General features: G+C 67.0%; 18 protein-coding genes. 4 read left to right on the top strand and 14 right to left on the bottom strand.

Annotated elements, in window-relative coordinates:
* Positions 1 to 25 precede the first annotated feature (25 nt).
* From AC4PTO_RS15645 to AC4PTO_RS15630, 4 genes are all read right to left on the bottom strand, one after another.
* The gene (locus AC4PTO_RS15645) at positions 26 to 1051 is read right to left on the bottom strand and encodes a DNA polymerase III subunit delta (protein ID WP_492730032.1); all 1026 of its coding nucleotides are present in this window, start codon (positions 1049 to 1051) and stop codon (positions 26 to 28) included.
* Positions 1048 to 1536, bottom strand: a complete 489-nt coding sequence (gene lptE, locus AC4PTO_RS15640) for an LPS assembly lipoprotein LptE (protein ID WP_492730030.1) — start codon at positions 1534 to 1536, stop codon at positions 1048 to 1050. Before lptE ends, AC4PTO_RS15645 begins: the two co-directional genes overlap by 4 nt.
* Positions 1523 to 4081, bottom strand: coding sequence for a leucine--tRNA ligase (leuS, locus tag AC4PTO_RS15635; protein WP_492730027.1), 2559 nt, complete (start codon positions 4079 to 4081; stop codon positions 1523 to 1525). The genes lptE and leuS overlap by 14 nt, the downstream gene beginning before the upstream one ends.
* Positions 4082 to 4230: 149 nt before the next feature.
* Positions 4231 to 4752 carry a DUF3576 domain-containing protein gene (locus tag AC4PTO_RS15630; protein WP_492730025.1) on the bottom strand — a complete coding sequence of 174 codons (522 nt, stop codon included), beginning with the start codon at positions 4750 to 4752 and terminating at the stop codon, positions 4231 to 4233.
* A 261-nt stretch (positions 4753 to 5013) separates the two neighbouring features.
* Between AC4PTO_RS15630 and AC4PTO_RS15625 the strand changes: the two genes are divergently transcribed.
* From AC4PTO_RS15625 to AC4PTO_RS15615, 3 genes are all read left to right on the top strand, one after another.
* Positions 5014 to 5976: a porin gene (locus AC4PTO_RS15625; RefSeq protein ID WP_492730023.1), complete on the top strand. Its 963-nt coding sequence runs from the start codon at positions 5014 to 5016 to the stop codon at positions 5974 to 5976.
* Positions 5977 to 6120: 144 nt separating this feature from the next.
* The gene (locus AC4PTO_RS15620) at positions 6121 to 8298 is read left to right on the top strand and encodes a tetratricopeptide repeat-containing sulfotransferase family protein (protein WP_492730021.1); all 2178 of its coding nucleotides are present in this window, start codon (positions 6121 to 6123) and stop codon (positions 8296 to 8298) included.
* On the top strand, positions 8285 to 8944 hold the full coding sequence (locus tag AC4PTO_RS15615) for a YggS family pyridoxal phosphate-dependent enzyme (RefSeq protein WP_492730019.1): 660 nt from the start codon (positions 8285 to 8287) through the stop codon (positions 8942 to 8944). Before AC4PTO_RS15620 ends, AC4PTO_RS15615 begins: the two co-directional genes overlap by 14 nt.
* On the opposite strand, the gene AC4PTO_RS15610 is transcribed toward AC4PTO_RS15615, so the two are convergent.
* Together AC4PTO_RS15610 and ribA are read right to left on the bottom strand one after the other, a co-directional pair.
* On the bottom strand, positions 8941 to 9504 hold the full coding sequence (locus AC4PTO_RS15610; protein ID WP_492730015.1) for a L,D-transpeptidase family protein: 564 nt from the start codon (positions 9502 to 9504) through the stop codon (positions 8941 to 8943). The genes AC4PTO_RS15615 and AC4PTO_RS15610 overlap by 4 nt on opposite strands.
* A complete protein-coding gene (gene ribA, locus AC4PTO_RS15605) occupies positions 9504 to 10586 on the bottom strand; it encodes a GTP cyclohydrolase II (protein ID WP_492730013.1) in 1083 nt (360 codons plus the stop codon). Before ribA ends, AC4PTO_RS15610 begins: the two co-directional genes overlap by 1 nt.
* 136 nt (positions 10587 to 10722) lie before the next feature.
* On the opposite strand from ribA, the gene AC4PTO_RS15600 reads away from it, so the two are divergent.
* Positions 10723 to 11409, top strand: coding sequence for a response regulator transcription factor (locus AC4PTO_RS15600; RefSeq protein WP_492730011.1), 687 nt, complete (start codon positions 10723 to 10725; stop codon positions 11407 to 11409).
* 92 nt (positions 11410 to 11501) lie between these two features.
* On the opposite strand, the gene AC4PTO_RS15595 is transcribed toward AC4PTO_RS15600, so the two are convergent.
* From AC4PTO_RS15595 to purH, 8 genes are all read right to left on the bottom strand, one after another.
* Positions 11502 to 11846 (bottom strand): DUF3775 domain-containing protein, encoded by a 345-nt coding sequence (locus AC4PTO_RS15595; protein ID WP_492730009.1) that lies wholly within the window; start codon positions 11844 to 11846, stop codon positions 11502 to 11504.
* A 108-nt stretch (positions 11847 to 11954) separates the two neighbouring features.
* Complete coding sequence (locus AC4PTO_RS15590; protein WP_492730007.1) at positions 11955 to 13121, bottom strand: DNA recombination protein RmuC; 1167 nt, start codon at positions 13119 to 13121, stop codon at positions 11955 to 11957.
* Positions 13118 to 14992, bottom strand: a complete 1875-nt coding sequence (gene mutL / locus AC4PTO_RS15585) for a DNA mismatch repair endonuclease MutL (RefSeq protein ID WP_492730005.1) — start codon at positions 14990 to 14992, stop codon at positions 13118 to 13120. The genes AC4PTO_RS15590 and mutL overlap by 4 nt, the downstream gene beginning before the upstream one ends.
* Positions 14993 to 15046: 54 nt before the next feature.
* Positions 15047 to 16348, bottom strand: coding sequence for a M16 family metallopeptidase (locus AC4PTO_RS15580; RefSeq protein WP_492730003.1), 1302 nt, complete (start codon positions 16346 to 16348; stop codon positions 15047 to 15049).
* Positions 16345 to 17688, bottom strand: a complete 1344-nt coding sequence (locus AC4PTO_RS15575; RefSeq protein WP_492730001.1) for a M16 family metallopeptidase — start codon at positions 17686 to 17688, stop codon at positions 16345 to 16347. Before AC4PTO_RS15575 ends, AC4PTO_RS15580 begins: the two co-directional genes overlap by 4 nt.
* Positions 17689 to 17759: 71 nt before the next feature.
* A complete protein-coding gene (locus AC4PTO_RS15570) occupies positions 17760 to 18302 on the bottom strand; it encodes a DUF3035 domain-containing protein (RefSeq protein WP_492729999.1) in 543 nt (180 codons plus the stop codon).
* A gap of 98 nt (positions 18303 to 18400) precedes the next feature.
* Positions 18401 to 18898 carry a signal peptidase II gene (lspA, locus tag AC4PTO_RS15565; RefSeq protein WP_492729997.1) on the bottom strand — a complete coding sequence of 166 codons (498 nt, stop codon included), beginning with the start codon at positions 18896 to 18898 and terminating at the stop codon, positions 18401 to 18403.
* A gap of 39 nt (positions 18899 to 18937) precedes the next feature.
* Positions 18938 to 20524 carry a bifunctional phosphoribosylaminoimidazolecarboxamide formyltransferase/IMP cyclohydrolase gene (gene purH, locus AC4PTO_RS15560; protein WP_492729995.1) on the bottom strand — a complete coding sequence of 529 codons (1587 nt, stop codon included), beginning with the start codon at positions 20522 to 20524 and terminating at the stop codon, positions 18938 to 18940.
* Between the last annotated feature and the right edge of the window lie 2 nt (positions 20525 to 20526).

Raw genomic sequence — 20526 nt, 5'->3', positions numbered from 1 at the left:
CGCCGTGACAGGCAAGTCCGCGCGCCTATCGGCGGTTGGCCATCATCGCAAGGCGGATCAGCGCGCGCTCCATCAGCGCCATCTGCGGCGCGCGGCTGGAAGAGCGCAGCGTGAGGTCCGTTTCCACCAGCAGGCGGATCGCATCCTCAAGGCGGAACATGCCCCAGGCCTGCGCCTGGCGCTGCATCAGGTCGCGCCGCGGGCCGAAGATCGGCGGGCGCATCCGGGCGATGCCCGCACCGGGGCCGCCGGGATCGGAGGCGGCGGCATGAAGCGCCCGGAAATGCCGCAAGGCCTGAATCGCAAGCGTGACGGGCAGGATGCCCTGTCCCTCAAGGCGGCGCATCATCGGGCCAAGGGCCGCCACCTCGCCTTCGGCCACGATGCGCAGCACGTCATCCACCTCGGCCTCGATCGTGGCGGGTGCGCAGGCGGCCACATCCCCGGGCGAAAGCGGGGTGGCATCGCCGTGCTTGTAAAGCGCGACCTTCTCGACCGTCTGGCGGAAATCGCCGGGGTCGAGATCGCGCGCAAGCGCCAGAAGATCGGTCATCGCCTCGGGGCCGATCCGGTGCAGGCCCGCGGTCTTCAGCGTCTCCTCGATCTCTTCGCGCGAGGGGGGATCGTCATAGATCCCGATCGCATAGGCATTGGCATGCCCCTCGAACAGCTTGCGCAGGGCGGATTTGGCGGTCAGCGATCCGGCGGTGACCACGATCTGCGCATCGCCCTCGCGCCAGTCGTCCACCGCGGCCTTGATGACGGGGGCAAGGGCGTCGGTCGCGTCCTCGGCGAAGGCCACGCGCGGGCCGGGGAAGAAGCCCACGGCCTTCACCGCATCCAGAAGGGCCGCGCCATCCTTGCGCAGATCCGCCGCGGGGATCCGGCTCAGCCGCATTTCGGCCTCGCCCTCGGGGCCGATCAGGGCGCGGATCACCTCTTGCCGGCGCAGCGCCACGCGCATCGCATCCGCGCCGAAGATCAAAAGCCCCGTGCGCCCCGGATCGGGCTTGGCGAAATACCGGCTTGCCGCAACCCCGGACAGCTTCATTGCGGCAAGGACCCTGCCTGCGCCAGAAGCCGGGTGACGATCAGATCGGCCAGAATCCGCATCAGGCGGCGATGGGCGTCCTGCTCGGCCGTCAGGGTCGAGACGGTCGACCCGGCCGCCGACCACGAGGTGAACGAGCTGACCCGCCCGGTCAGAAGAACGGCATCGCTGGCCGCGTCATGCAGCGTGTAATCGGCCGCGCCGGTCAGCGAATAGCGCGTGGTGGCGTTGTCGGGCGTGATCGCCTGCCCGATGGCTTCGGTCTCGATGCCGTAGGCCAGACGGTAGCGCGCGTTCCCGGCCGGCCCCAGACGTTCGGCCAGCCGCCGCACCAGCGCAAAATCGTCGCGCGTGACGGGGGTGTCGGGCGCCACGCCACCCGGCAGCCCCGCCGCCCCGCCCTCCGGCCCGTAGGCCGGGGTAAAGCCGCAGCCCGCGAGCGCAAGGCCCGCCAGCAGGAATGAACGACGATCAGATGACCACATTGACGATCCGCCCCGGCACAACGATGAGCTTTCTTGGTGCCTGACCGGCAAGCACCTTGATCACAGTCTCATCGGCCAGGACGATCTTTTCAACCTCGGATGCGGGCATGTCCTTGGGCACCGAGACCTCCGAGCGCCGCTTGCCGTTGATCTGGATCGGCAGGATCACCGAATCGTCGGCCAGCAGCGCGGGATCGGCCTTGGGCCAGGGCGCGCGCACGACCGGCCCCTGACCGCCCAGAAGGTGCCAGACATCCTCGGCCAGGTGCGGCACCATCGGCGCCATCAGCTGCGCCATCAGCCTCATCGCCTCGCGCCGGACCGCATTCGAGGCGCCCGATTTCGACATCGTGTTGCTCAGCGCATAGATCGCCGCGACCGCCTTGTTGAAGGTGAACCCGTCGATCGAGCGGGTGATCTCGTCGATGGCCTTGTGCGTGGCCTTCAGCAGCGCCGCATCCTCGGCCCCGCCCGGACCTTCCGCACCCTCGGCCACATCGTTGGCGATGCGCCAGACGCGGGCGAGGAACTTGTAGGTCGCCTCGGCCCCGGATGCGGTCCATTCCACGTCCCGCTCGGGCGGGCTGTCGGACATCACGAAGAAGCGCGCCGTATCCGCCCCGAACGAGGCGATGATGTTCATCGGATCGACGACGTTCTTCTTGGATTTCGACATCTTGGCCGAGGGGATCACCTCGACCGCGGTGCCGTCGGCCAGTTTGCCCTCGGCCACGTCCTCGGGCAGGTGATAGACCGGCCGGCCCGCCGGATCACGGGTCATGTAGATCTCGTGCGTCACCATGCCCTGCGTGAAAAGCGCGTCGAAAGGCTCGATCGCCTTGGCGGGCAGGTGGCCCGTCCTGTGCATCGCGCGCGCGAAGAAGCGCGAATACAGCAGGTGCAGGATCGCATGCTCGATGCCGCCGATATACTGGTCGACATTCATCCAGTAATCCGCCTCGGCCGGATCGGTGGGGGTGGCGGCATGCGGGCTGGTGAACCGCGCGAAATACCAGCTGCTGTCCACGAAAGTGTCCATCGTGTCGGTTTCGCGCTTCGCGGCGCCGCCACATGCGGGGCAGGTGCAGTCGCGCCATGTGGGGTGACGGTCCAGCGGGTTGCCGGGCTGATCGAATGTCACGTCGTCGGGCAGGCGGACAGGCAGGTTTTCCTTCTTCTCCGGCACCACGCCGCAACCGGGGCAATGCACCACCGGGATCGGACAGCCCCAGTAGCGCTGGCGGCTCAGCCCCCAGTCGCGCAGGCGGTAATTGGTCACGCCCTGCCCGATGCCGTTGGCTTCGCAAAAGGCGATGGCGGCGGCAACGGCCTCCTCGCCGGTCTGGGCGTCCTCACCGGCGAAGCCGCGGATATAGCGCACCTTCTCGGATTTCAGCGGCACATATTCCTCGGCCGGGGGCAGATCGGCCGCCGCGGTATCGTCGGACACCGGGCGGAAAACGGAATGGATCGGCAGCCCGTATTTCGTGGCGAACTCGAAATCGCGCGCATCATGGGCGGGGCAGCCGAAAATCGCCCCGGTGCCGTAATCCATCAGGATGAAATTGGCGATATAGACCGGCAGCTCCCAGGCCTCGTCCAGCGGATGACGCACCCGGATGCCGGTATCCATGCCGCGCTTCTCGGCCTTCTCAAGCGCCTCTTCGGTGGTGCCGATGCGGCGGCAATCGGCCACGAATTCGGCGATCTCGGGGTCGTGGCGCTCCAGGTGCCGGGCCAGCGGGTGATCGGGGCTGATCGCGGCAAAGCTCGCCCCCATCAGCGTGTCGGGGCGCGTGGTATATACCTCCAGCCGGTCGAACCCGCCGGGCGCGCCGACGGTCGAGAAGGCGAATTGCAGCCCGCGGCTCTTGCCGATCCAGTTGGCCTGCATCAGGCGCACCTTCTCGGGCCAGTGTTCCAGCCCGTCCAGCGCCTCCAGCAGCTCACCCGCATAATCCGAGATGCGGAAGAACCACTGCGTCAGCTCCTTGCGCTCGACCACGGCGCCCGACCGCCAGCCTTTGCCGTCGATCACCTGCTCGTTGGCCAGCACCGTCATGTCGACCGGGTCCCAGTTCACCACCGCATTCTTGCGATAGACAAGGCCCGCCTCCAGCATGTCGATGAACATCGCCTGCTGCTGGCCGTAATATTCCGGGTCGCAGGTGGCGAACTCGCGGCTCCAGTCGATCGAAAGCCCCAGGGGCTTCATCTGCTCCTTCATGTCGGCGATGTTGCCATAGGTCCATTCCCTGGGATGGCCGCCCCGCTCCATCGCTGCGTTTTCGGCAGGCATGCCGAACGCGTCCCACCCCATCGGGTGCAGCACCGAATAGCCGCAGCTCATCTTGTAGCGCGCGACCACATCGCCCATCGTATAGTTGCGCACATGCCCCATATGGATGCGTCCCGAAGGATAGGGGAACATCTCGAGCACATAGTATTTCGGCCGCGCCGGATCGCGCCGCGCGGCGAAAAGCTCCGCCTTATCCCAGCTGGCTTGCCATTTCTTCTCGGTTTTGGCGGGTGCGTAGCGCGACATTCTGGCCCCTCATGCGAAAAACTGCCGCCGCTTGCTACACCGGCGCAACCCGCAAGGTCCAGACACTGCCCTTCTTCAGAGCCAAAATATCCCCCGCGGAGCGTCCCGGCCGTGCCGCCGGGCGCTGTCTCGTGGCAGGGGTGCGGGGATTACAGCTTGGAATCGCGGATCCGGATCTGCCGCGCGCGGGTCAGGATCGCGTCCTCGACCGCCCGCACCGTATCGGCGGAAACCGCGCCGCCCCGGCTTTCCAGCGCGACCTTCAGGCTGCGCGCATCCAGCGCCGGATCCTGGATATAGACAGTGGCGCGATAGGCCCGCCCGCCGCCCGGCGGGGTGCCATAGCCCGTCACGATCACGCCCGAGAACGGATCGACCGACTGGATCGGCAGGAAGTTCAGCACTTCAAGCGAAGCCTGCCAGAGATATTTGTTCACCTCGACGGTGACATTGGGATCCTGCGCGTTGGTGAACAGGTCCCAGATGGTCGAGCGTCTTTGCTGCGGGTCCAGGCGCATGGCATGCTCGGTGTCCTGCGTATCCGCTGTCCGAGGGCTTTGCCCGCCGCCGAAAGAGAAGATGTTTCCGCTGCTGATGCCGTTGCCACATCCCGCAAGCGCGACCGTCAGGGCAAGCAGGGCGCTCATGCGCAAGGTATTTCGGATCGTCATCGGCAAGCGGCCTCCGTTCGGCTTCGACCTTATCAGGTGTTCCGATCTCTAGCCCAGCGACCGCAAGGCGACAAGGCATTTCCCGGCATTCGGTATAAGGTCCGGGGCACAGCACTGTGGCAAGACTGCACCATGCGCGGCACCTTTCCCGTCACGAAGTCCGTTTCGATTGCAAAGCGGGGCGTCAGGGGTGAAATAGCAAACATACCCAACTCGGATTCCCCTGAGTTGGGGTTGACCTTAGAGACACGAGGGAAAACGATGAAAAAGGTTCTTTTTGCGACGACTGCTCTGGTCGCGTTCGCTGGCGCCGCTTCGGCGGAAATCGCCATCTCCGGCTCGGCCGAAATGGGCTTCGTCGGCGGCGGTGACGGCGTTGGCAACCCGGGCTTTGCGGCCCCGACCGGTGACCTGGAATTCCACAACGACGTTACGCTGAGCATCAAAGCGACCGGCGAAACCGACACCGGCCTGTCGTTCGGTGCTTCGTTCGACTTCTCGAAAGTCGAAGGCGACGCCAACGGCAACGTTTCGATCGACAACGAAGCCGCCTTCATCTCGGGCGCTTTCGGCACCCTGACCATGGGCGAAATCGACTCGGCCATCGACTGGGCGATCGTTGAAACCGTGGGCAACCCGGGTTCGATCGGCGACGACGAAACCATCCACGCCGGTTACATGGGCGCCTTCGCTGACGGCACCTACGACAACCAGCACCTGCGCTATGACTACACCATGGGCGCCTTCGGGTTCGCGATCTCGGCCGAGCTCGACGACTCGAGCAACGACGCTGGCTATGCCGTCGGTGTGAAATACAACACCACCTTCGGTTCGACCGCTGTTGGCCTCGGCCTCGGCTACCAGAGCGTTGAAGTTGGTGCTGCTGACCTCGACATCATCGCTGTTGCGGCTAACGCTGACTTCGGCAACGGTTTCGTGGCTGGCATCATGTACTCCGACTGGGATTCGAGCATTGCTGGTGCTGACAGGGATCACACCCAGCTGTCGATGGGCTACACCACCGGTGCGTTCTCGATCGGCGCGAACTACGGCGTGTGGGACACCGCTGCTGGCGACATCGAAGGCTTCGGTGTTGCGGCTGCCTACGACCTGGGCGGCGGTCTGTCGGTCCATGCTGGCTACGGCGACTCCAAGTGGGACGCTGCGTTCGGTTCGGACGCTGGCCAAGAGACCTACTCGCTGGGCGTTTCGATGGCGTTCTGATCTTAGGATCATTACTCAGGGAAGAGCGGGCCAAGGCCCGCTCTTTTCTTTTTGGGGCTATGGCTCCCTGCCTCGACAAGGCGCAAAGCGGGGGCTAAGGTCCGGCGCGTTCCGCCCGATCGGGCCCAGACAAGGGCAAGCCTGATGTCGCAAACCAAATCCGATTCCGTGCAGGTTCTGTTTGCCAGGGCACAAAAACTTCAGTCCGAGCGTCACTTCGACGAAGCACTGGCCTGCTATGACCGCATCCTGACCTCCGATCCCGATATCGCCGAGGTACATTTCGCGATCGGCCGGGTCTGTCTGGTGACCGATCGTTTCGCGCGCGCGCTGGATCACCTACACCGCGCCGCCGCGCTCAAGCCCGCAGAGCCGGTGGTCTGGCTGGCCTGGGCCGAGGCCGCCGCCCTTGCGGCCGACCCCGAGGCCGAGGGGGCGTTTCTGGACGTGCTCCGATCCGCGCCGCTCGATCCGGCGCACCGCATCGCCCTTCAGGACCGCTTTGCCCGTCATCGCGGGCGCCCGCAGCCGCGCATGTCGCCCGCGGCCCGCAAGGGGTATGAGCGGATCGCCAAGCTCATGCAGGCGGGCAAGGCCGCCGAGGGGCAGCGCCTTGCCGCCGCCGAGGTTGCGCGCAACCCGAAAGAGCCGGCCCTACTCAACGTGCTTGGCCTTGCGCAACGCACGCTTGGCGCGCGCGAGGCGGCCATCGCCAGCTTTCAGCGCGCGGTCGCGCAGGACCGCCACTATGCCGATGCGCAGAACAACCTTGGCGTGACCCTGCGCGACGCGGGGCGCCTGACGGATGCCGCGCGCGCCTTCCGCGCCGCCGTGATCGCCGCGCCGAACTGGCCCGCTGCGCTTGTCGGCCTGGCCGATGCGCTGAACCGGATGGGCGCGCAGCCCCGCGCGCTGCCCTATGCCCGCAAGGCCGCGCTGCTGGAGCCGAAATCCGCCCCCGCGGCGCTTCTGCTGGGCGAGATCCACTTCCGCTCGGGGCAGTATGACGCGGCGGCAGAGGCATTCCGGCAGGCCCTTGCGGCCAATCCGTCCGGGCTTCAGCCGCGCCTGTCGCTGGCACAGGCCCTGACCCGGCTTGGCCGCGACGCCGAGGCCCTGGCGGAATATGACCGGGTTCTGGAACGCGCCCCCGACAATGCCGTGGGCCTGTCCGGCAAGGCGGGGCTGCTGCAAAGCCTCGGACGCTTTGACGAGGCCGAGATTCTCTTCCGCCGCAGCTTCGACGCCGACCCCACGAATGGCGAGCAGTACCGGCTGTTCATCGCCTCGCACAAGACCGGGGCCGACGATCCGCTTCTTGATCAGATGATCGCGCGGTTCAACCAGGACAGCCTGTCCGATACCGACCGGATGAATTTCGGCTTTGCCATCGCCAAGGCGCTGGAAGATACGCGCCAGTATGACCGGGTGTTCGAGTATCTGAACGTGGCCAACGGCCTCATGCGCAAGGCCTGGCCCTATGATATCGCGCAGCGGCAGGAAGAGGTGCGCGCGCTGAAGGCGGCCTATGCGGGGTTCGATTTCCACGCCGCGCGGGTCGAGGGGACAAGCGATTACGCCCCGATCTTCGTCACCGGCATGCCGCGTTCGGGCACCACGCTGGTCGAGCAGATCATCGCCGCCCATTCGCAGGTCGAGGGCGCGGGCGAGGCTGGCGTGGCAGCCGGGGCGGCCCTGCGCCTGATCACGGCCGACGGCGGGGGATTCGCGCCGGTCTCCACCCTGCCCTCCGGGGCGATTGCCGCGATCGGCCATGACTATGCGCAAAAGCTGGGTGCGCGCTTTCCCGACGTGGCGCGGATCACCGACAAGTCGATCCTGACCTATATGCATATCGGGCTTCTGAAGCTTGCCCTGCCGCGCGCGCGGTTCATCGTGGTGCGACGCGATCCGCGCGACACGCTCTTGTCGATCTACAAGAACAAGTTCGCCGAGGGCACGCATCTTTATGCCTATGACCTGAAGGACCTGGCGATCTATTACCGCAGCTTCGTCGAGATGGTGGCGTTCTGGCGCGCCACCGTGCCCGACTGGATCCATGAGGTCGATTACGAGACGCTGGTCGCCGATCCCGAGGTCGAAAGCCGCAAGCTGATCGCGGCGGCGGGGCTGGAATGGGAGGATCGCTGCCTCGACTTTCACAAGAGCACGCGCAAGGTCAATACGCTGTCGGTCTATCAGGCGCGCCAGCCGATCTCTTCGGGGTCGGTGCGGGCATGGCAGCGCTACGAGAAGGACCTGGAGCCGATGATCGCGGCGCTTGGCGATCTGGCGGCGGGGGCGAAGCATGGGGCTGAGTGAGGTCAGTGCGCGCATCGCCCGTGCCGAGGCCGCCGCGGGGCGCGCGCCCGGATCGGTGCGGCTGATCGCGGTGTCCAAGGTGCAGCCGCCCGGCCGGGTGGAGGCCGTGCTGGAGGAAGGGCACCGGCTTTTCGGCGAGAACTATGTGCAGGAAGCGGCCGGGAAATGGCCCGCATGGCGCGCGGCATTCCCCGGCGTGCAGGTTCACATGATCGGCCCCTTGCAGAGCAACAAGGCGCGGCAGGCCGTCGAGCTGTTCGAGGCGATCCACACGCTCGACCGTCCGTCCCTGGCCGAAAGGCTTGCCCGCCTGGCGCAGGCGCGGGGGGCAAGCCCGGATCTGTTCGTGCAGGTCAATACCGGGCAGGAGCCGCAGAAGGCGGGCCTATTGCCCGGCGATCTGGATGATTTCGTGGCGCGCGCCCGCGCGCTCGATCTGCCGGTCGTGGGCTTGATGTGCATCCCGCCCGAGGCGCAGGATGCCGCCCCGCATTTCGCCATGCTGGCCGGGATGGCCGCGCGCAACGGGCTGGCGGGGTTGTCGATGGGGATGTCGGGCGATTACGAGGCCGCGATCGCCGCGGGCGCCACGCATGTGCGCGTCGGCTCGGCCATATTCGGGGCGCGGGACTACGCGGGGCGCTAGGCCTTGTCGCGCGGGGGACGGTTGGGCCGGGGCGCTGCCCCGGACCCCGGGATATTTGCACGAAGATGAAAGCAGGCGAGATCGGGGATCACGAGTCCGGTGCCCGGACGCAGGTGCCGGGCGAGCCAGAGCAGGTCCTTGCGGCAAAGTGCGATGCAGCCGGCGGTCGGGTAGCCCGGCCTGCGGCGCTGATGCAGGAAGATGGCGGAGCCTTTGCCGGGCCGGGCCTGCGGATGGTTCCAGTCGGTGATCAGGACGATGTCGTAAAGCGGGTCTGGGCGGGCCATGCGTTCGTGGCTGGCGGAGAAGGGCGCGCGGACGGGGTGGTTATAGGCCGGATCGGCGGGGGCGTCGCACCACAGATCCCGCGGGCCGATGGGCCGCGCCCAGGGCGCCGGGCGCGCCAGCCGGTCGGCGCGGTAGAGCATGCCAAGGATGTGCAGCGTGCCGATGGGGGTGGCGCCGTCGCCTTCGTGTTTCGCCGCGCTGAGCCCCGCGCGACCGATTTCGGCGGGCAGGCAGCGGCCGCGGAACAGCAGCCCCCGCGGGGTGAGGCGCATCACAGGATATGCCCCGATTTTCTGGCCTTGGTGGCGAGGTAATGCGCGTTGTGGCGCCCCATGCCGACGCGCAGCGGGACGCGCTCGGTCACGTCGATCCCGTTGGCTTGCAGCATGGCGACCTTGGCGGGGTTGTTGGTCAGAAGCCGGACCTTCGAGAAGCCGAGCTTCCTGAGCAGCGCGGCACCGATGCGGAAATCGCGTTCGTCATCCTCGAAGCCGAGGCGGTGATTGGCCTCGACCGTGTCGAAGCCCTGATCCTGAAGCGAATAGGCGCGCATCTTGTTGGCAAGGCCGATGCCGCGGCCTTCCTGGTTGAGGTAGAGCAGGATGCCCGCGCCCTCGGTTCCCATCTGGGTCAGCGCGGCGTCGAGCTGGGCGCCGCAATCGCATTTCAGGCTGCCCAGCACATCGCCGGTGAAGCAGGCCGAGTGCAGGCGTGCGAGCACGGGGGCATCGCGGGCGGGGGCGCCGATCTCGATGGCGTAATGTTCCTCGCCGCCGTTTTCGGGGCGAAAGACGTGCAGCCGGCCCTGTTCGGCGGCGCGCATCGGCACGCGGGCGGCGGCGACCGGGCCGAAGCGGGTTTCGGCGGCCAGCAGGCGCAGGGCTTCGGGGGCGGGCAGGCAGGTCAGTCCGTCAGGGGCGGGGCCGGTCAGCGGCACGAGGAGGGCCGCGGGCAGAAGCTGTGCGGATTTCACGAGCGCGAGGGCCGTGCGTTCCAGTTCGGCCGACCCGCCGCGGCGGCTGACGAACGGGCCTTTCATGGGCACCAGAAGATCGTCGGCCGGGTCGGCCAGGGCGCGCAACCAGCGCAGGTCGGCGCCCGGAGGCACCTCGATCCGGGCAAGATCGCCGTCATAGGCGCGCGCCTTGAGGGTTTCGGCCCGCCGCGCAGTCAGCGCAAGCGTAAGCGGTCCCATCCCCGCCATCGCGGCGAGCCTTTCGGGCGAAAGCGTTTCGACCGCCACGGCCAGCATGTGATCGGACAGCAGGACCGGAAGGCCCATGCGCAGGTCGGCGCGCGCGCGGTTGAGGCGCTCGGCGGTGGTCGGGCCAAGGGGTTGCTCGTGGTGTTCCATGGCCAACTGATAGACCTGCGTGAAACAAATTGAAACATTTCCCGGTGCTGCGACACGTCCGCGTGAGAAAGATTTCACACCCCTTGCCGGGGCCGTGATGGGACGACAGCTTGGGCGCAGAACAGAGGAGGCCGAGATGGCAGGACTTAAGAAGATCCTTCTGGTGGATGACGATACCGACCTGCGCGAGGCGCTTGCCGAGCAGCTGGTGGCGACCGATGATTTCGACGTTTTCGAGGCTGGCTCGGGGGCGGAGGCCGTCGAGAAGGCCAAGGAGGCGCTTTACGACCTGGCGATCCTTGATGTGGGCCTGCCCGATACCGATGGGCGCGAGCTGTGCAAGAAACTGCGCAAGCTGGGCGTGAAATGCCCCATCGTCATGCTGACCGGGCACGATACGGATGCGGATACGATCCTGGGGCTGGACAGCGGCGCGAACGACTATATCACCAAGCCGTTCAAGTTTCCCGTTCTTCTGGCGCGGCTGCGCGCGCAGTTGCGCACGCATGAGCAATCCGAGGATGCGGTGTTCCAGCTTGGCCCCTATACGTTCAAGCCGGCGATGAAGATGCTGATCGACGAGAAGGATCGCAAGATCCGGCTGACCGAGAAGGAAACCAATATCCTGAAGTTCCTTTACAGGGCGACGGATGGCGTGGTGGCGCGCGATGTGCTGCTGCACGAGGTCTGGGGCTATAATGCCGGGGTGACGACCCACACGCTGGAGACGCATATCTACCGTCTGCGCCAGAAGATCGAGCCCGATCCGTCGAATGCGCGCCTGCTGGTGACGGAATCGGGGGGCTACCGTCTGGTGGCATGATGGAAGGCGGGGGGTCCACCCCCCGCACCCCCCGGGATATTTGGGCGAAGATGAAAGGGGGCGGCGGCCCCCTTTTGCATGTCGTCGGGGGATCAGACCGAAGGGTTGATGTCTTCTTCGGCCTCTTCGAGGCTGAGGCCGAGGGCATTCAGCCCGTCTTCCAGGTGATCGGCCAGCATGGGGTTGCCCAGCAGGTAATCCTCGGTCGGGGCGGTGGCTTCGGCCCGGGCGGTTTCGAAGGCCTCGTCATATTCGGCGGCGTCGAAGGTTTCCCGGCCGATCCACATGACGGCGGTCAGGGCGGCCTGTTCGTCTTCGTTCAGCGCCCCGATGAAGGCACGCAATTCGCGGCCCTGGCCCGAGCCGGGAACATCGGCGTCGAACTTGCGCGCGCGGATGATGACATGGGCGATTTTCGCGGGGCTGATGTGAAGCATTCTGGTCTCCTGTCGCGATACAGTCTTGCGCCAAGCAGGCCCCGACGCAAGGGGCCTTGCGCCGGTTGGCGGTGTGAGGGCGCTGAAATTCCGGGGGCCTTGGCGGGGTCAGGGCTTGATCTGCACCACGCGCGTGGCATCGGTATCGGGGGCGAGTTCCTCGAAGTCGAAATTATCCAGCCGGCGGGCACGTTTGCCGGCCTTGTCAGCCGAGATCTTGATATCCTCGAGATCCTTCGCGGCCTGCCCGAAATGGCGGTCGAGATTGTCCACCCGCGTGCCCAGCCGGTCCACATCGGCGTAAAGCGCCGCAAGTTCCTTGCGGATCGCGCCCGCCTGTTCGCGCATGCGCGCATCCTTCAGCACCGCGCGCATGGTGTTGAGCGTGGCCATGCAGGTGGTGGGCGAGACAATCCAGACCTTGGCGGCAAACCCTTCGCGCACAAGTTCGGGAAAATTGGCGTGCAGTTCGGCATAGACCGCCTCGGAGGGCAGGAAGAGCAGCGCGCCGTCGGCGGTTTCGCCCTCGAGGATGTAGCGTTCCGAGATTGCCTTGATATGCGCGCGCAGGGCCACGCGCATCATCCGCTGCGCCTCGATCGTCTGGCTCTGGTTTTCGGCGCGGCGCAGGGCCTCATAGGCTTCGAGCGGGAATTTGGAGTCGATGACGATGGGACCGGGCGGGTTGGGCAGGTGGATCAGGCAATCCGCGCGCCGGCCGTTCGAAAGCGTTGCCTGCATGGTGAAGGCATCGCCGGGCAGGGCCTTTTGCACGATGTCGTGCAGCTGGATTTCGCCGAAGGCGCCGCGGGTCTGCTTGTTGGACAGGATGTCCTGAAGGCCCAGCACATTGCCCGAGAGCTTCTCGATGTTGGCCTGCGCGCGGTCGATCGCCTCGAGGCGTTGTTGCAGCTCTCCCAGCGAACGGGCGGTGCGCGTGGCGGTGCCGTGCAGGCTTTCGGTCATGCCGCGCGACACATCGGCCAGCCGCTGTTCCATCAGTGCAAGCACCCGCGTCTGGCTTGAGGTTTGCGCCTCGGTCACCTGATGCAGGCCGCCGGCCAGTTGCTGCTGGCCGTCCGACAGGCCCTGAACGCGCTGCCCGAGCGCCACCATCTGCGCCACCATCGGGTCCAGCGCGCGCGCCGAACGGCCCGAGGCCCGCAGCGTCAGCACCACCAGAACGAACAGCAGAAGCAGTGCCGCCGCCCCGCCGAGCGTGGCCAGAACCAGCGGATGGTCAAGAGGATAGGGGGTGTCGCCGATCTGGATCATGTGCGCCCGAAAAGCCGTTCGATATCGGATAGTTTCAGTTCCACATAGGTGGGGCGGCCGTGGTTGCACTGGCCCGAATGGGGCGTGGCCTCCATCTCGCGCAGAAGCGCGTTCATCTCTTCGGCACGCATCTGGCGGCCGGAGCGGACCGAGCCGTGGCAGGCCATGCGGCTGAGAACCGCGTCGATCCTGGCGCGCAGCTTCTGGCTGTCGCCCAGATCGGCCAGTTCGTCGAGGATGTCGCGCAGAAGTGCTGCTGCGTTGATCTCTCCCAGGATCGCGGGGGTTTCGCGCACGGCCACGGCGCTTCCGCCGAAGGGTTCGATCCCGAGGCCCAGCCGTGCAAGATCACCGGCCACCTCCAGCAGGCGCGCGGCATCCTGTGCGGAAAGCTCCACGATCTCGGGGATCAGCAGGGCCTGTGCGGCGACGCCCTTTTCCGCCATCTGCCGCTTGAGCCGTTCATAGACCAGCCGTTCATGCGCGGCGTGCTGGTCGACGATCACCATGCCGGTTTCGGTCTGGGCGATGATGTAATTCTCGTGCAGCTGCGCGCGGGCGGCGCCAAGGGGGGCGCGGGTCAGTTCGGGCGCCTCCGGCGGAGGGGCCTCGGCCCGCGCGGCCGGCGCGAAGGGGGCATCGAAGGGTTGCGGGGCCTCGTCGAAGACGGGCGCCTGCGCGCCATGGGCGATGCGCAGCGCCCCGGCCGAGGGGCGATCCATCTGGTAGATGTGCGGCGCCGCCCCGCCGGCGGGTTCGGGACGCATGGCGCCAAGCGTCGCGGTCGCCACGGTGGACGAGGCGCGGTGCCCGGCCTCGGCCAGGGCGTGACGCAGCGCGCTGACGATCAGCCCGCGCGCGATGCCGGCCTCGCGGAAGCGGACCTCGGCCTTGGCGGGGTGCACGTTCACGTCCACCTGTTCGGGCGCGCAGCTCAGGAACAGCGCGGCGGCGGGGTGCCGGTCGCGCGAGAGGAAATCCATATAGGCGCCCCGCAGCGCGCCGGTCAGCATCTTGTCGCGCACGGGACGGCCGTTGACGAACAGGAACTGCTCTACCGCCGCGCCGCGCGAATAGGTGGGAAGGGCGGCGAATCCGGTCAGGCGGATGCCCTCGCGCTCGGCGTCGATGCGCAGCGCGTTGTCGGTGAATTCGCGGTTGAGGACACGGGCAAGGCGGCGTTCGAGCGCGTCGAACATCTCTCCCTGTTCGGCGTCGGCGCGGAACACCTCGCGCCCGTTCCCGCCCTTGCCGGAGGCGTCGGCCGACATGTCGCGCAGGGTGAAGCTGACATAGGGTTCGGCCATCGCCAGCCGCCTGACCACATCGGCGATGGCGCCGGCCTCGGCCCGGTCGGTGCGCAGGAATTTCAGCCGCGCGGGGGTGGCGAAGAAAAGGTCGCGCAGCTCGACCACCGTGCCGCGGTTCAGCGCGGCGGGCCGGACCGGGGCGATGCGCCCGCCCGACACGGTGATCTGCGCGGCCTCGAACCCCTCGGCGCGCGAGGTGATGGACAGCCGCCCCACCGCGCCAAGCGAGGGCAGCGCCTCGCCGCGGAAGCCGAAGGTATGGATGTTCAGCAGGTCCGATCCGTCGATCTTCGAGGTGGCATGGCGCGACAGTGCCAGCGGCAGATCCTCGGGCGTCATGCCGCAACCGTCGTCGGTGATGCGGATCAGCGTCTTGCCGCCATCGGCATAGGCGATGTCGATCCGCGCGGCCCCCGCATCGAGCGCGTTTTCCACCAGCTCCTTGACCGCCGAGGCGGGGCGTTCCACCACCTCGCCCGCCGCGATGCGGTTGGCGGCGGTTTCATCCAGCTGGCGGATGATCGGGCGCGATGAGCCTATTTTGGGCTGAGAGGCGTTCATACCACTACAGATAGCAGAACCCGGACCAAAGGGCCACAGATTCGGCCGCCGCAGTCACAATCCGACGGGCCGGCCCACCACCACGAAGCGCAGGCTTTCCGCGTCGATCAGCCGTCTGGCGACACGGGCCACATCTTCGGCGCTGACGGCCTCGATACGGGCGTTGCGGGTGTTCACATAGTCGATCGGCATGTCCGAGATCTGCATGCCCACCAATATGTCCGCGATCGGCCCGTTGCCGTCGAAACGCAGCGGATAGGCGCCGGTCAGGTAGGTCTTGGCATCGGCAAGTTCCTGTTCGCTGACGCCGCCGCTTGCGATGCGCGCCCATTCGGCCCGCGTCACCGCGATCGCCTCGGCGACCTTCTCGTTGGCCGATGCGAAAGAGCCCTGCCAGGTTTCCGCCAGATCCATCGGCACGAGATAGGAGGCGATGCCATAGGTCAGGCCGCGCATCTCGCGCACCTCTTCCATCAGCCGGGCCGAGAAGCCGCCGCCGCCAAGGATGTGGTTCAGCACATAGGCCGCGAAGAAATCGGGGTCGTCCATGGCGATGCCCTTCTGCCCGAAGATCACCACCGATTGCGGGCTGTCGTAATCGACCACCGTCACCCCGCCCACCAGGCCCAGTTCGGCGCGCGGCGGCATGGTGGCGCCGGTCTCGGGCAACTCGCCCAGAAGCCGGTCCAGAAGAACGCCAAGCTCGTCCGCGCTGATGTCACCCACGGCCGAGACGAACAGGCGGTCTCGCGCCATCACCCGGGCCTTGGCGTCGAACAGGTCTTCGCGGGTCAGCGCCTTCACGCTTTCGGCGGTGCCGTCGATTGCGCTGCCATAGGGGTGATCGCCATAGGCGAGGCGCGCGAAGGTGTCGCCCGCGATGGATTGCGGGTCCTTGGCCTGCGACGCGATCGAGGACAGCACCTGCCCGCGCACCCGTTCCAGCGCGATCTGGTCGAAGCGCGGGTTGATCAGCGCCTCGCGCAGCAGCTCCACGCCCGCGTCGCGGTGTTCGGTCAGCATCCGGGCCGAGACAGAGACCGCGTCGTCATTGGCCCCGAAGCCGATCTGCGCGGCGATCGCCTCGGCGGCTTCGGCGAAGGCCTGGCTGTCCATCGTTCCCGCGCCCTCTTCAAGCGTCGCGGTCATCAGGTTGATGGCCCCGCGCTTGCCGGGGGCGTCAAGGCTGGCCCCGCCCTTGAAGCGGATCTCGAGCGCGGTGAAGGGCAGGTCATGGTTCTCGACCAGCCAGGCGCGGATCCCCCCCGGCGATGTCACCTCGGTGATTGCGACCGCGGCCTGCGCGGGCAGGGCAAGCCATGCGGCGGCAAGAACGCCCAGTGCAAAGCGGATCATTGCGTTCCCCCGGTTTCGGCTTTTTCCAGATAGCCCGTGACGGCGCGGCGGCGGTCGAACAGCTCGCGCGCGGCGGCGATCACGTCGGCCTCGGTCACGGCCATCAGCGTCTCGGGCCAGGCGGTCACGTCCTTGACGCTCAGGCCGGTGGCCATTGCCTCGCCATAGCGCCGGGCAAGGCCTTCCACGTTGTCGCGGGCATAGATCTCGGCCGCCATGAGCTGCGTCTTGACGCGCTCGAACTGGTCGGAGTTCACGCCCTCGTCGATGAAGCGGGCGATCGCGGCATCCATGTCCGCCTCCAGCTCGTCCAGGCCGATATCGGCGGCGGGAACCGCGACAAGGGTGAAGGTGGTGTCGTCAAGCGACAGCCCGTCATAGAAGGCCGAAGCGTAAAGCGCGCAGCCCGAGTCGAAGACCAGCGCGCGCCCCAGGACCGAGGTCGCCGAATTGCCGCCCAGCAGTTCCGCAAGGATCGTCAGGGCCGCGGCGCGGGTCTGATCGCCCGGGTCGCGTTCGGGCGCAAGATAGGTGCGCATGACATAGGGCTGGGCCACGCGCGCATCGGGAAAGCGCAGGCGCCGTTCGGCAAGCTGCGGCGGCTCGCTCACCCGTTGCCGGGGGGCAAGGCCGGGGGTCGGTTCCAGCGGGCCGTAATGCTGCCCGGCCAGGGCGCGCACCTCGTCGGGGGTGACATCGCCCGCCACGACGAGGATCGCGTTGTTGGGTGCGTAGTAGCGGCGATACCAGTCAAGCGCGTCGGTGCGGGTCAGCGCCTCCATCTCGTGGCGCCAGCCGATGACCGGGCGGCCATAGGGATGGTTGAGGTATTGCGCTGCGCGCCGCTGCTCGCCGAAGATCGCGGCCGGGTCGCTGTCGGTGCGCTGGTTGCGTTCCTCGATGATGACCTGAAGCTCGGTCTTCCAGTCGTCCTCGGACAGGATCAGGTCGCGCATCCGGTCGGCCTCCATGCCCATCACAAGGTCAAGCCGGTCTGCCGCGATGCGCTGGAAATAGGCGGTATAGTCATATGAGGTGAAGGCATTGTCCGAGCCGCCATTGGCCGCCACCGTCTTAGAGAATTCGCCGGGGGCAAGATCGTCGGTGCCCTTGAACATCAGGTGTTCCAGGAAATGCGCCACGCCGGACTTGCCCGGCACCTCGTCGGCCGAGCCCGCGCGATACCACACCATGTGAACCACGACGGGGGCGCGGTGATCCTCGATCACGACGGCTTCCATCCCGTTGTCCAGCGTGAAATGGGTGACATCGCCCGCAAGGGTGGCGCCAGCCAGACTTGCGGCGACAAGTGCCGCGCCCGTGAATCGGAGCATGAACAACCTCCTGGAATGTCGCCTACAACCTACGCGTCAGCGCGCGGGCTTCAAGATGCCTGACGCGGAGTTGATGGTTATTCCAGCAATGCGGAATTGGGGGGCGACGCGGGCGTGCGCAGTCCGGCCTTGCGCCAGCGTTCCTGCTCTGCCTCCTGGTCCAGCGCCTGAACGCGGTAGGATTTGTAGTAGATGCTGACATCGAACAGCCGCTCAAGAAGGCGGCCATCGTTCTTGCGCCGGAATTCGAGGTCCTCGGCCGCAAGGTCGGTGCGGATAGTGGCCGAGGTGCCCATGCGTCCGGCATAGGCCAGAAGTGCGCCATCGCCCGCCGGCACCCCGCCGCCACGCACAAGACGGCCGGGATTGCCGCCAAGGGCGGCCACGGCATCGGCTTCGGGCGTCGGATCGGTAAGGCTGCTGCCACCCGGGGTCGGTTCGGGCAGTGCGGCCAGATCTGGGGGCATCTGCAAGGGTTTCGTCGGCAGGATCCCGAATTCGTCCGGGCCGTTGGTGCCCGAGCGCAGATTCATCAGCTGGGGTTCCCGCCCGCCACCGCAGGCGGCCAGCATCAGAACCGCCGCCAATGCGATTCCCTGCGTGCCGATCTTTGCCTGCATGGCCACTCCCTCATCCGTTTGGCGCCTGCGTTCCGAACCGTCTTAGCGCATGTGTCCGCGCGCGTCACGGGGGAAAGGCGGGCAAGTAGCAAGGCTTTTCATCCCTTTCGCTCCTTGTCGGCCGGTTTCTTCGAAGCCTCGCGCCCCGAGAAGAGCACAAGACCCGCCGCACCCGCGAAAACCGTGATATCGGCCACGTTGAACGAATAGGGATTGCTGAACCAGGGCGTGGACATGTTCAGGAAATCCGCCACCGCGCCGTAAAGCACGCGGTCGACCACATTGCCAAGCGCGCCGCCGATCAGCAGCCCGGCTGAGATCTGCATCGGTTTCGAATGCGCCTCGCGGGTGACCCAACGCCAGACCCAGGCCGAGATGGCAAGCGCCACCGCGATCAGGACCCAGCGGGACCAGTCGTTATTGCCCGCGAACAGGCCGAAATTCACGCCCTGATTCCAGGCCATGCGAAAATTGAGCCAGGGCGGCAGCACGTCGATGGCAAGCTTGCGGTCCAGCCCCATGCCGTGCACCACGGCGTATTTCGTGATCTGGTCCAGCACCAGAACCGCCGCTGTCACCTTTGCCGCCAGTCGCATGCCGCCTCCGTTCGCAGGGTTTCGTCTGTCCGGCCGGGATCAGTGGCGGAAATGGCGCATGCCGGTGAAGACCATCGCAAGGCCCGCCTCGTCCGCGGCGGCGATCACCTCGGCGTCGCGCATCGAGCCGCCGGGCTGGATCACCGCGGTCGCGCCCGCCTCGGCGGCGGTCAGAAGTCCGTCGGGGAAGGGGAAGAACGCATCCGACGCCACGACCGAACCTTTGGTCAGCGGTGCGTCAAGCCCCATCGCCCCGGCCATGTCGCGGGCTTTCTGCGCGGCGATGCGGGTGCTGTCCACGCGGCTCATCTGGCCCGCGCCCACGCCCACCGTGGCCCCGTCATTGACATAGATGATCGCGTTCGACTTGACGTGCTTGGCGACTTTCCAGGCAAAAAGCAGGTCCGTCAGTTCCTGCGCGGTCGGCGCGCGCTTGGTAACGACCTTCAGGTCGGCCTCGGTGATCGCGCCATTGTCCTTGCCCTGCACAAGAAAGCCGCCCGCGACCTGACGGAAGGCCAGGCTGGGCGCCATCGGATCGGGCAGCGCGCCGGTGGTCAGCAGGCGCAGGTTCTTCTTCGCGGCGAAGATCTCTTTCGCGCCGGCATCTGCATCGGGGGCGATCACGACCTCGGTGAAGATCTTGCAGATCTCTTCGGCGGTCGCGGCGTCCAGCGTCTGGTTCAGCGCGATGATGCCGCCGAAGGCGGAGGTGCGGTCGCAGTCATAGGCGCGGCGATAGGCCTCAAGCAGGCTGCCGCCGGTGGCGACACCGCAGGGATTGGCATGCTTGATGATCGCGCAGGCGGGGCCCTTGCCGGCGAACTCGGCCACCAGCTCGAAGGCCGCGTCGGTATCGTTGATGTTGTTGTAGGACAGCTCCTTGCCCTGCCACTGCGTCGCGGTGGCCACCCCCGGCCGGCCCGAGCCGTCGGTATAGAAGGCCGCCTGCTGATGCGGGTTCTCGCCGTAGCGCAGGCTTTGGGCCAGCGTGCCGGCAAAGGCGCGGCGGCGCGGGGTCTCCTCGCCGATCGCGCCGGCCATCCAGGTGCTGACGGCGGCGTCATAGGCGGCGGTGCGGGCATAGGCGATCTGCGCCTGACGCTGGCGGAAGGTCAGGGATGTGCGCCCGTCATGTGCGGCCAGCTCGGCCAGCACGGCATCGTAATCCTGCACGTCGACGATGGTGGCGACGAAGGCGTGGTTCTTGGCTGCCGCGCGGATCATCGCCGGGCCGCCGATGTCGATATTCTCGATGCAGTCGGCATAGTCGCCGCCCTTCGCCACGGTTTCCTCGAACGGGTAGAGGTTCACCACCAGAAGGTCGATCGGCTCGATCCCGTGCGCGGCCATCGCCACCAGATGCTCGTCATCGTCGCGCAGCGCCAGAAGCCCGCCATGGACCACCGGATGCAGCGTCTTGACGCGGCCGTCCATCATCTCGGGAAAGCCGGTCATCTCGGCCACGTCGCGCACGGCAAGGCCGGCCTCGCGCAGCGCCCTGGCGGTGCCCCCGGTCGAGACCAACTCCACCCCCCGGGCGGCAAGGGCGCCTGCGAATTCGGTCAGCCCGGTCTTGTCGGAAACGGAAATCAGCGCGCGGCGCAGCGGGACGAGGTTTGTCATCG

This window comes from Rhodobacter maritimus, assembly GCF_058747975.1.
The sequence above is the reverse complement of the archived record's forward strand: the minus strand, read 5'-3'. Positions and strand labels throughout refer to the sequence as shown.

Coding starts and splice junctions, on each gene's coding strand:
- AC4PTO_RS15645 (WP_492730032.1), bottom strand. CDS start 1,051: ATGAAGCTGTCCGGGGTTGCGGCAAGCCGGTATTTCGCCAAGCCCGAT.
- lptE (WP_492730030.1), bottom strand. CDS start 1,536: ATGTGGTCATCTGATCGTCGTTCATTCCTGCTGGCGGGCCTTGCGCTC.
- leuS (WP_492730027.1), bottom strand. CDS start 4,081: ATGTCGCGCTACGCACCCGCCAAAACCGAGAAGAAATGGCAAGCCAGC.
- AC4PTO_RS15630 (WP_492730025.1), bottom strand. CDS start 4,752: ATGACGATCCGAAATACCTTGCGCATGAGCGCCCTGCTTGCCCTGACG.
- AC4PTO_RS15625 (WP_492730023.1), top strand. CDS start 5,014: ATGAAAAAGGTTCTTTTTGCGACGACTGCTCTGGTCGCGTTCGCTGGC.
- AC4PTO_RS15620 (WP_492730021.1), top strand. CDS start 6,121: ATGTCGCAAACCAAATCCGATTCCGTGCAGGTTCTGTTTGCCAGGGCA.
- AC4PTO_RS15615 (WP_492730019.1), top strand. CDS start 8,285: ATGGGGCTGAGTGAGGTCAGTGCGCGCATCGCCCGTGCCGAGGCCGCC.
- AC4PTO_RS15610 (WP_492730015.1), bottom strand. CDS start 9,504: ATGCGCCTCACCCCGCGGGGGCTGCTGTTCCGCGGCCGCTGCCTGCCC.
- ribA (WP_492730013.1), bottom strand. CDS start 10,586: ATGGAACACCACGAGCAACCCCTTGGCCCGACCACCGCCGAGCGCCTC.
- AC4PTO_RS15600 (WP_492730011.1), top strand. CDS start 10,723: ATGGCAGGACTTAAGAAGATCCTTCTGGTGGATGACGATACCGACCTG.
- AC4PTO_RS15595 (WP_492730009.1), bottom strand. CDS start 11,846: ATGCTTCACATCAGCCCCGCGAAAATCGCCCATGTCATCATCCGCGCG.
- AC4PTO_RS15590 (WP_492730007.1), bottom strand. CDS start 13,121: ATGATCCAGATCGGCGACACCCCCTATCCTCTTGACCATCCGCTGGTT.
- mutL (WP_492730005.1), bottom strand. CDS start 14,992: ATGAACGCCTCTCAGCCCAAAATAGGCTCATCGCGCCCGATCATCCGC.
- AC4PTO_RS15580 (WP_492730003.1), bottom strand. CDS start 16,348: ATGATCCGCTTTGCACTGGGCGTTCTTGCCGCCGCATGGCTTGCCCTG.
- AC4PTO_RS15570 (WP_492729999.1), bottom strand. CDS start 18,302: ATGCAGGCAAAGATCGGCACGCAGGGAATCGCATTGGCGGCGGTTCTG.
- lspA (WP_492729997.1), bottom strand. CDS start 18,898: ATGCGACTGGCGGCAAAGGTGACAGCGGCGGTTCTGGTGCTGGACCAG.
- purH (WP_492729995.1), bottom strand. CDS start 20,524: ATGACAAACCTCGTCCCGCTGCGCCGCGCGCTGATTTCCGTTTCCGAC.